The 8,743-nt window shown below is 71.0% G+C and carries 10 protein-coding genes; 3 read left to right on the top strand and 7 right to left on the bottom strand.

All coding sequences use genetic code 11. The features are described from left to right. Positions 1-1,210, top strand: a 1,210-nt coding sequence (locus VB737_RS12620; protein ID WP_500313426.1) for a cobaltochelatase subunit CobN, incomplete at its 5' end; no start/stop codon positions are given. 24 nt (positions 1,211-1,234) lie between these two features. Here the strand turns inward: VB737_RS12620 and VB737_RS12625 are convergent. The 6 genes from VB737_RS12625 to VB737_RS12650 form a co-directional block, all read right to left on the bottom strand. Then, the gene (locus VB737_RS12625) at positions 1,235-1,771 is read right to left on the bottom strand and encodes a hypothetical protein (RefSeq protein ID WP_500313428.1); all 537 of its coding nucleotides are present in this window, start codon (positions 1,769-1,771) and stop codon (positions 1,235-1,237) included. A 29-nt stretch (positions 1,772-1,800) separates the two neighbouring features. Further along, complete coding sequence (locus VB737_RS12630; RefSeq protein ID WP_500313430.1) at positions 1,801-2,466, bottom strand: PHP domain-containing protein; 666 nt, start codon at positions 2,464-2,466, stop codon at positions 1,801-1,803. Next, positions 2,453-3,064, bottom strand: coding sequence for a protoporphyrinogen oxidase HemJ (gene hemJ, locus VB737_RS12635; RefSeq protein WP_500313432.1), 612 nt, complete (start codon positions 3,062-3,064; stop codon positions 2,453-2,455). The genes VB737_RS12630 and hemJ overlap by 14 nt, the downstream gene beginning before the upstream one ends. A gap of 84 nt (positions 3,065-3,148) precedes the next feature. Next, positions 3,149-3,472 (bottom strand): hypothetical protein, encoded by a 324-nt coding sequence (locus VB737_RS12640; protein WP_500313434.1) that lies wholly within the window; start codon positions 3,470-3,472, stop codon positions 3,149-3,151. After that, entirely contained in the window at positions 3,469-5,481 is a 2,013-nt protein-coding gene (gene uvrC / locus VB737_RS12645; protein ID WP_500313436.1) for an excinuclease ABC subunit UvrC, read from the bottom strand. The genes VB737_RS12640 and uvrC overlap by 4 nt, the downstream gene beginning before the upstream one ends. A 9-nt stretch (positions 5,482-5,490) precedes the next feature. Next, positions 5,491-5,982, bottom strand: a complete 492-nt coding sequence (locus tag VB737_RS12650; protein ID WP_500313438.1) for a flavin reductase family protein — start codon at positions 5,980-5,982, stop codon at positions 5,491-5,493. Positions 5,983-6,065: 83 nt separating this feature from the next. Between VB737_RS12650 and coaD the strand changes: the two genes are divergently transcribed. Together coaD and VB737_RS12660 are read left to right on the top strand one after the other, a co-directional pair. Next, positions 6,066-6,569 carry a pantetheine-phosphate adenylyltransferase gene (gene coaD, locus VB737_RS12655; RefSeq protein WP_500313440.1) on the top strand — a complete coding sequence of 168 codons (504 nt, stop codon included), beginning with the start codon at positions 6,066-6,068 and terminating at the stop codon, positions 6,567-6,569. After that, a complete protein-coding gene (locus VB737_RS12660) occupies positions 6,562-7,512 on the top strand; it encodes a hypothetical protein (protein WP_500313442.1) in 951 nt (316 codons plus the stop codon). Before coaD ends, VB737_RS12660 begins: the two co-directional genes overlap by 8 nt. Positions 7,513-7,544: 32 nt before the next feature. On the opposite strand, the gene VB737_RS12665 is transcribed toward VB737_RS12660, so the two are convergent. Next, positions 7,545-8,743, bottom strand: a 1,199-nt coding sequence (locus tag VB737_RS12665; protein ID WP_500313444.1) for a D-alanyl-D-alanine carboxypeptidase/D-alanyl-D-alanine-endopeptidase, incomplete at its 5' end; no start/stop codon positions are given.

Below are 8,743 nucleotides of genomic sequence, written 5' to 3' on the forward strand. Positions count from 1 at the left end.
GGCTCACGTCCACCTCGGAATCACGGGCCAGCTGGCGGATCTGCTCGATCTGCGTGGCCTGCCGACGGAGGCCGCCTGGGACCTGGGGCGGCGCAGCGCCGAGCTGCTGCTGCAGCTCCACCTCCAGGAGGAGGGGGAGGACCTGCGCAGCCTGGCCCTGTCGGTGTGGGGCACCGCCACCATGCGCAACGGCGGTGAGGACATCGGCCAGGCCCTGGCCCTGATGGGGGTGCGGCCCGTCTGGGACGGCCCCACCCGGCGCCTGGTGGACGTGGAGGTGATTCCCCTGCGCCTGCTCGGCCGGCCGCGGGTGGACGTGACCCTGCGCATCTCCGGCCTGTTCCGTGATGCCTTCCCCCAGCTGGTGGGCTGGTTCAACCGGGCCACCCACCTGGTGGCCGGCCTCGACGAGGCCCCCGAAGACAACCCCCTGGCGGCCTCGGCCCGGCAGGAGGGCCACGGGGGGCGCATCTACGGCTCGGCGCCCGGCGCCTACGGGGCCGGGTTGCAGGGTCTGATCGACAGCGGCCACTGGGAGGAGCGCTCTGACCTGGGCGACGCCTTCCTGAACTGGAGCGCCTGGCGCTACGACGGTGACCCCGGTGATGGGGCCAGCGGCGGGGCCATCGACGCCATGGCCGATCGGGCCGGCCTGGAACGGCGCCTGGCCTCGGTGCAGGTGGTGCTGCACAACCAGGACAACCGGGAGCACGACCTGCTCGATTCCGACGACTACTACCAGTTCCAGGGGGGCCTCAGCGCGGCCGCCGAGCGGCTCCAGGGCCGGGCCCCGGCCCTGTGGTTCGGCGACCATTCCCGCAGCCAGCGCCCCCGGCTGCACCGGCTCGAGCGCGAGTTCGACAAGGTGCTGCGCTCGCGGCTGCTCAATCCCCGCTGGATCACGGCCATGCAGGAGCACGGCTACAAGGGCGGGTTCGAGATGGCCGCCAGCCTCGACTACCTGTTCGCCTACGACGCCAGCACCGGGCGCGTGCCCGACTGGGGCTACGGCGCCATCAGCGCGGCCTGGCTGGAGGACGGGGCCGTGCGGGAGTTCCTGGGGCGTTGCAACCCCTGGGCCCTGCGGGACATGGCCGAACGGCTCCTGGAGGCGCACCATCGCGGCCTCTGGGACGGGGCCGATCCCGAGCGGCTGGAGCGGCTGCGGCAGCTGGTGCTGGAGAGCGAGAGCCTGGTGGAGCAGCGCTGAACCAGGCTCTCGCCGCCGCTGGGATCAGAGCTCCAGATCCCGCACCATCGAGCGGAACGGATCGGTGGTGCCGGGCTTGGCCGCCGCCTGGGAGCTGGCCGGCTGGCCCTGGGCCTCGGCCTCCTTCTGCTGCTTCGCCGCCGCGGGGCCGCCGGGCAGGTTGGTGGGCGTGACGGCCGCTCCCTTCATGCGCTGGCCGAGCTCGGCGGCGCTCATCTGCTGGGCGAAGGTCTTCTTGACGGGCTTGGGGATGCCGCCGGTGAGGTTGACCGATCCCTTCTCGGTGGGCTGGATGCCGGCCAGACCGGGAGTCATCTTCTCGACCCGGGCCTCCATCGAGGCCACCTCCGCCACCATCTCCTTCTCGCCGGGGCTGTCGGCGTTGCCGGGGAAGGTGTGGCGGATCGTGTTGGACCGCTTCATGAACTTGACATCCCCGAGGCTGCTGGAGGCCTCGGGATCGAGGAAGAAGGTCTCGGCCTTGGGTTTGGCCTTGGCGGCAGCCTCGGGCTTGCTCACCGAAGCGGCACGGGAACCGAACAGACGATCGAACAGACCCATCGACGCAAGGAGGAAGGTGTCAGCAAACCCTAGCGGCCGCGGAGCACCAGCCCATGGGTATCCGTACCACAACTCATCAGTAGGCCCCGGCGCTCCAGGTCGGCGGCGATCGCCTCGCACACCAGCGGCGTCGGCTGCCAGCGGGTCTGCATGGCGTAGTCGTACCAGACCTCGGCACCGTCGAAGCCCAGATCCGCCGCCGCTGCGATCAGGCGCTGGTGGGGCAGCCGGTAGCGGGCGGGGTGGGCCAGCAGCACCAGGCCCCCGGCGGCGCGGATGGCGGCCACCACCGCCTCGGCCCGCAGGGCCGGCCCGACGACGGCATTGCCCTGCAGGTAGGGGTGGAGCGAGGGGTGCTCCTCGGCGAAACCCAGCCCCAGCACGTGCACCAGGCAGCCCTCCAGCAGGCAGCTGATCTCTACGCCGCGCCAGAGGGTGGGAGGGGCCGCCCCCTGTCGGCGATGCTCGTCCAGGGCGGCGCTGATGGCGCCATGGGCGGCGAGGCCGTGGTGGTCGGTGACGGCCAGGTGCTCCAGGCCGATGGCCACGGCCTCGGCCGCCAGATCCTCAGGGTGGAGGCTGCCGTCGCTGCAGATCGTGTGGCAGTGGAAGTTCAACCGCTCCGGGCAGCTGTCGGCCCGCACCTGGCGCAGCACCGGGGTGAGGGGATGGGCGAGAGCCTCAGGCCGCAGCACCGCCGCTCTCCTGCTGGGCCAGCCGTTCGGCGCGCAGCCGCCGCCAGCGGGCATAGAACTGGATGGAGGCGGCCATGAACACCACCAGGGCGACCAGGAACCAGGTGGCGGCGCCGGTGGGGAACTGGGCCTTGAACACCACCAGCATCACCACCAGCACCAGCAACAGGGTGGGCAGTTCGTTGAGGGCCCTCAGCTGGCGGCCGCTCCAGGTGCACGCACCGCGCTGCAGCTGGCCCATCAGCCGGTAGCAGAACCAGTGGTAGGCGAGAAGCGCCGCCACGACGGCGAGCTTGGCGTGCATCCAGGTCTGCTTCAACCAGAGGGGCTCCACCAGCAGGAGGCCCACCGCCATCGCCACGGCCACCACCATGCCCGGCGTGGTGATGATGTTGGCCAGACGCCGTTCCATCAGGCTGTACTGCTCCTCGAAGGCCTGCCGCAGGGGCGGCTCCAGCTCGGCGGCCTCCCGGTGGTAGATGAACAGGCGCACCAGGTAGAACAGGCCGGCGAACCAGACCACCACACCGACGATGTGGAGGGTCTTGAACCAGAGGTAGGCCTCGGGAGGCCAGGTCACGGCCAGGGGCAGCGTCATGTCAGGGCCCGGAGATGCGCGATGGGCGACGGACCGCCAAGCTAGACGCCCTGGTGCGGTTCATCGCCGTGGGGTGGCCTGGGCTCAGCCTTCCCCCACCAGGCGGCAGCAGCGGCGGGCCACGGCGGCGCTGTAGGTACGATCCACGGGTCCCTGCCGCGGGCTGATGCCGCCATCGCGGCAATCCACCACGATCCGCTCCCGCCGGCTCTCCTGATCGCTCACCCGCAGCCTCAGCTGCCAGTGGTGCTTGGCGCTGCGGCTGATCTCGTCCCCGCAGACCGGACCGACGCACAGCCCCGGCGACGCCGCAACCGGCCCCGGGACGAACGGCAGCAGCAGCAGCAGGAGGGCGAGCAGCAGTCCGGCCCAGCGCCCCACACCCCAGCTCGGCACCGCTGGCCTCATCCCGCCAGCTCCAGGGGTTCCCCTTCGCGGATGTCGGCATCATCGGCCCCGTCCATGGGGGGATGGAAGTGGTCCCACACCTGCCTTGCCAGGGCCGGCCCCATGCCGGGGACGGCGGCGATCTGCTCGGGGCTGGCCAGCTGGATGGCGTCGATGGAGCGGAAGTGGGCCAGCAGATCCTTGACCCGCTTCGGACCCAGGCCGGCGATGTCGCTGAGGCGGGAGCGCTTCATCCGCTCGCCCCGCTGCTGGCGGTGGAAGCTGACGGCGAAGCGGTGGGCCTCGTCCCGCAGCCGTCGCAGCAGCACCACCCCCAGCTGGTCGGCCTCGGTGTCGAGGGGCGCGCCGGCACCGGGCAGGAACACCTCCTCTCGCTGCTTGGCCAGGGAGCAGACCACCAGATCCTCGTGCAGATCCAGCTCCCGCAGGGCCTCCATCACCGCCGACAGCTGGCCCTTGCCGCCGTCGATCATCACCACGTCCGGCCAGTCGCTGAGGCCGTCAGTGTGCAGGGCCGAGGCGCCGGCCCGGCGCAGGGCGGCCAGGTCGGCCCCCTCCGCCTTCGCCTGGGACCAGCGACGGAAGCGGCGCCGCATGATCTCCGCCATGGCCATGAAGTCGTCGGAGTGGCCGGCGCGGATGCTGCTGCTGCGGATCCGGTACTTGCGGTAGTGCTGCTTGGCCGGCAGCCCGTCGATGAACACCACCTGGGAGGCCACCGCGTCGCTGCCCTGGATGTGGCTGATGTCGTAGCCCTCGATCCGCCGGGGCGGCACCGGCAGCTCCAGCAGCTGGGCCAGGTCCTCGGTGGCCAGCAACTGCTGCTCCGCCCCCCGCTGGGCCCGGGCCAGCTCGAAGCCGGCGTTGCGCTCCACCAGCTCGATCAGATCGGCCTTCTGGCGCCGCTGGGGCACGGCCAGCCGCACCTTGCGGCCCCGCCGCTCCGTCAGCCAGTCGCCGATCAGCTCCTGGGCCGGCAGCGGGTGCTGCAGCAGCAGCTCCGGCGGGATCTCCACCGGCTCCACCTGGCTGTAGTGCTCCTCGATCACCCGCTGCAGCACCTCCGCCGGGGTGGCGATCGCCGCGTCGGCGGTGTAGCCCAGCCGCCCCACCAGCTTGCCGGCACGCATCTGGAAGATCTGCACGGCCGCCACCCGCTCGTCCGCCGCCAGGGCGATCACATCGCGGCTGACGGAACTGTCCCCCAGGCTCATCTTCTGGTCGGCGGTGAGCAGGTCGAGCCCCTGCAGCTGGTCACGCACCCGGGCGGCGGCCTCGAAATCGAGCCGTTCGGCATAGCGGTCCATCTGCTGGCGCAGCAGATCCAGGAGCTCGTCGTTGCGGCCCTGGAACACCATCGCCACCTTGCGCAGGATGCGGTGGTACTCCTCGGAGCCGATCTTCTCCTGGCAGACCCCTGGACAGCGGCCGATGTCGTAGTTCAGGCAGGTGCGGTCGCGGTAGAGGGGCTGGGGCCGCTGGCGCAGCGGAAACACCCGCTTGACCACGGCCAGGGTGCGGCGCAGCAGGCCCACATCCACATAGGGCCCGTAGAAGCGGTCGAGGGGACTGCGCAACCGGCGGCGGCGGGTGATGAAGATGCGCGGGTAGGCCTCGCTCCAGGTGATGCAGAGGTATGGGTACTTCTTGTCGTCCTTGAGCAGGACGTTGAAGTGGGGCTGGTGGTTCTTGATCAGGTTCGACTCGAGCGCCAGCGCCTCCGCCTCGCTGTCGGTGACGATGAACTCGATCTCGCAGACCTGCCGCACCATCAGGGCGATGCGCGGACTGATGTCGTGGGAGTCGCGGAAGTAGCTGCGCACCCGGGCCCGCAGGCTCTTCGACTTGCCGATGTAGAGGATGCGATCGCTCGCATCCCGCATCAGGTAGCAGCCCGGCTCGGCCGGCAGCTCCCGCAGCCGGGCCGCCAGCCGCTCGGGCTGCAGCAGCAGGGGCCCGACGACGCTGGCGCCAGGTCCGCCGGGCGGCGTCGCCACCGGCTCAGCCATGGCGGAGCCTCAACCGCCGTACTGCCAGCCCGTGGCGGCCAGTTCCAGGGCGGTGGCATCGCGGTGCAGGGTCGCCGACTTCACCTCCCCCACGAAGACGGTGTGGTCGCCGTGGGCCACCTGCCCCACCAGGGTGCATTCCACCGCCCCGAGGGCATCGTCGAGCACCGGCAGGCCGAGGGGGCCGAGATGGAACGGTGCGGCATCGAACCGCCCGCCCACCCCTTTCTGGGGCTTGAAGAACACGGCGGCCAGGTCCTTCTGATCGGCGGCCAGCACGTTGAGGCAGAAGCGGCCGCTGCGCTGGATCATGCCGTTGCTGGTGGAGTCGGCGCGCACCGCCATCACCACCAGGGGGGGCTCGAAGGAGCCCTGGGTGACCCAGCTGGCGGTGAAGCCGTTCACCTCATCGCCCTCGGCCACCCCGCAGATGAACACGCCGTGGGGGATCTTGCGCAGGAGCGTCTTCTTGGCGGCCGCGTCCAGGGCTACGTCGGTCATGGGAGGGGCGGCAGGGATCGGATGACTCTAGGAACCTGGCCGGGGACCTTACCCGGCCGGGACCGTCTCCATAGGCTGGGGCCATGCGAGCCCTCTATCCCGGCAGTTTCGATCCCCTCACCCTGGGGCACCTCGACCTGATCGAGCGGGCGGCCGCCCTCTTCGACGGGGTCGTGGTGGCCGTGCTGATGAACCCCTCCAAGCAGCCCGCCTTCCCCCTGGAGCGGCGGCTGCAGCAGATCCGCCTCGCCACCGAGGGGATCGCCGGCGTCGAAGTGGGCCACTTCGACGGTCTCACCGTGACCTACGCCCAAAGCTGCGGCGCCCAGGTGATCCTGCGGGGCCTGCGGGCGATGAGCGACTTCGAGTTCGAGTTGCAGATCGCTCACACCAACCGGACCCTGGCCCCCCGGGTCGAGACCCTGTTCATGGCCACCGCAGCGCACCACAGCTTTCTCAGCAGCTCGGTGGTGAAGGAGGTGGCCCGCTTCGGCGGCGACGTGGGTCACATGGTCCCGCCGGGAGTGGCGATCGACCTGGAGAGGCTCTTTAATCGACAGGCAGCTCCCGAAACCCGATATGGCTGAGGTCCGCTTCTCCGTTCTCGATCAGCTGGATCAGCTGGAGGACATCGTTCTCGACGGCAGCCGGATCCCCTTCAGCGGTGGCCGTCTGGTGAACGAGCAGGACGCCATCGAGATGATGGATGCCCTGCGGGAGGCCCTGCCCGGGCAGATCTCCCAGGCCGAGGACCTGATCCGCCAGCGGGAGGGCTTCATCGAGAAGGCCCGGGTGCAGGCCGAAGAGATCGTCACCCAGGCGCGACGCGAGCGGGAGCAGCTGATCAACGCCGCCGCCATCCGCCAGGAGGCGGAGCGCCAGGTGACGGAACAGCGGGAACTGGCCCGCCAGCAGTGCGAGCAGATGGTGCTCCAGGCCCGCCAGCAGGTGGCCCAGACCGAACAGGAGCACCAGGCCCGGATGGCCCAGTTCGAGCAGCAGTTCGCAGGCCGGCGGCAGCAGCTCGAACAGGAGGCCCAGCAGCGGCGCCAGCAGCTGGAGCAGGAGGCGGCGGAGCGCAACCGCCAGCTGCTCGAGCAGCACGAACGCAGCCGGGCCCAGGCCCTGCAGGAACTGGAGGGCATTCGCCAGGAAGGGCTGCGCATCCAGCGGGACAGCCAGGCCGAGGCGGAGCGTCTCCATGCCGACGCCCTCCAGTTCCGCCAGCAGACCCAGCAGCAGTGCGATGCCCTGATCGCCCGCAGCCGCCAGGAGGCGGCCACCATCCAGGAGGGTGCCAACCGCTACGCCGAGCAGGTGCTGGGGGAACTGGAAGTGCGCCTCAAGGAGCTCAGCCAGGTGGTGCTCGGCGGCCGGCGGGAGCTGGTCCGACTCCAGGCCCAGGAAACCCAGGCTGCCAGCCGTCCCCCTGCCGAAGCGCCGATTCCCCTGGAGACCGCCGCCGTGGACCGGGCTCGACGGGCCGCCGGCCGGCTGCGGCGGGCCGCCAGCCGGGGGCTGGCCAGCTGAGGCAGGGCTGAGGCGGTCGCCTCAGGGGCCCATCAGCTTGGGGAGGTGCAGGCCCCTACGGCCTGCACCTCTCGCAGGACCCGACCGATCATGGTGTTCGGAGCCCCCGCCCCGGCGGACACAGCGCTCACGTAGCGGGGACCGTCTGCCGTCTGGAGAACGCCGCTGATCGAGCGCACGCCGGTGAGGGTGCCGGTCTTGGCGAAGAACCGCCCATCGAGACTGGTGCCCCGGTAGAGGTTGCGCAGGGTGCCGCGACGTCCGGCGATGGCCATCGAACTCAGGTAGTCCCTGGCATAGGGGTGGTGGTCCATGCGCAGCAGCAGGGCCACCAGGAAACGGCTAGTGACCCGGTTGGCGCGGTCGAGACCACTGCCGTCGGCCACCCGGACCCCCTCCATGGGCAGGCCCTGGTCGAGCAGCCAGAGCATGTTCAGGCGGCTGGCCTCGGCCACATCCCAGGTGCCGGCCGCCTGGCGCAGCAGCACCTCGGAGGTGAAGTTGTGGCTTTCGGTGTTGGCCAGGCTGAGCAGGCCATGCATCGAGGTGGAGGGCTCCTCGTGGATCAGGACGGCATCGGATGGCAGGGGCTGGCGGGCAGACACAAGGGCCAGCTGCAACGGCGACCCTCCGCCCTGGTTCATGGCTCGGCGCAGCAGCGTCTGGAGCCGGGAGGGGGGATTGCTCACCGCATCATCGATGGCGTTGCTGGTGATCGCCAGCCGGGTGATCGGCGCGCCGTAGGCGTAGGCCCGGTCGGCCACATGCCAGCCGCTCGGCCACCAGTTCTGGGCGGCCTCCTCCGCCAGTTCCAGCCGCACCGGAGCGCCGCCCGCGGCGGAGGCGGCACCGGTGGCCATGGCCAGCTGGGCGAAACGCTGCAGCTGGGGCAGGGCCAGGTCAGGATCTCCCTGCCCCGTGAGCCGCAGGGTGCCGTCCTGAAGCTGCCACAGCTGGGTGGTGAGCCGGTAGTCGGGACCAAGGCGATCGAGGGCGAAGGCGGTGCTGACCAGCTTCTGGTTGGAGGCCGGCACCCGGGGCTGGCGCCCGTTGATGTCCGCCAGGAGGCGACCGCTGCCGTCGGCGACGCTGACGCTCCAGCGGGAGCGCTCGCCGCCCAGCACCTGGGCCACCTGGCGCTGCAGGGCGGGGCAGCTGACCTCGCTGGCCAACCGCGGCATGCCCACCGGAGGGGGAGCCGGCGGCAGCGCCGCCATCGGCAGGGGTCGCT

It is taken from the genome of Synechococcus sp. BA-120 BA3 (assembly GCF_034931285.1).
GTDB lineage: Bacteria > Cyanobacteriota > Cyanobacteriia > PCC-6307 > Cyanobiaceae > Cyanobium.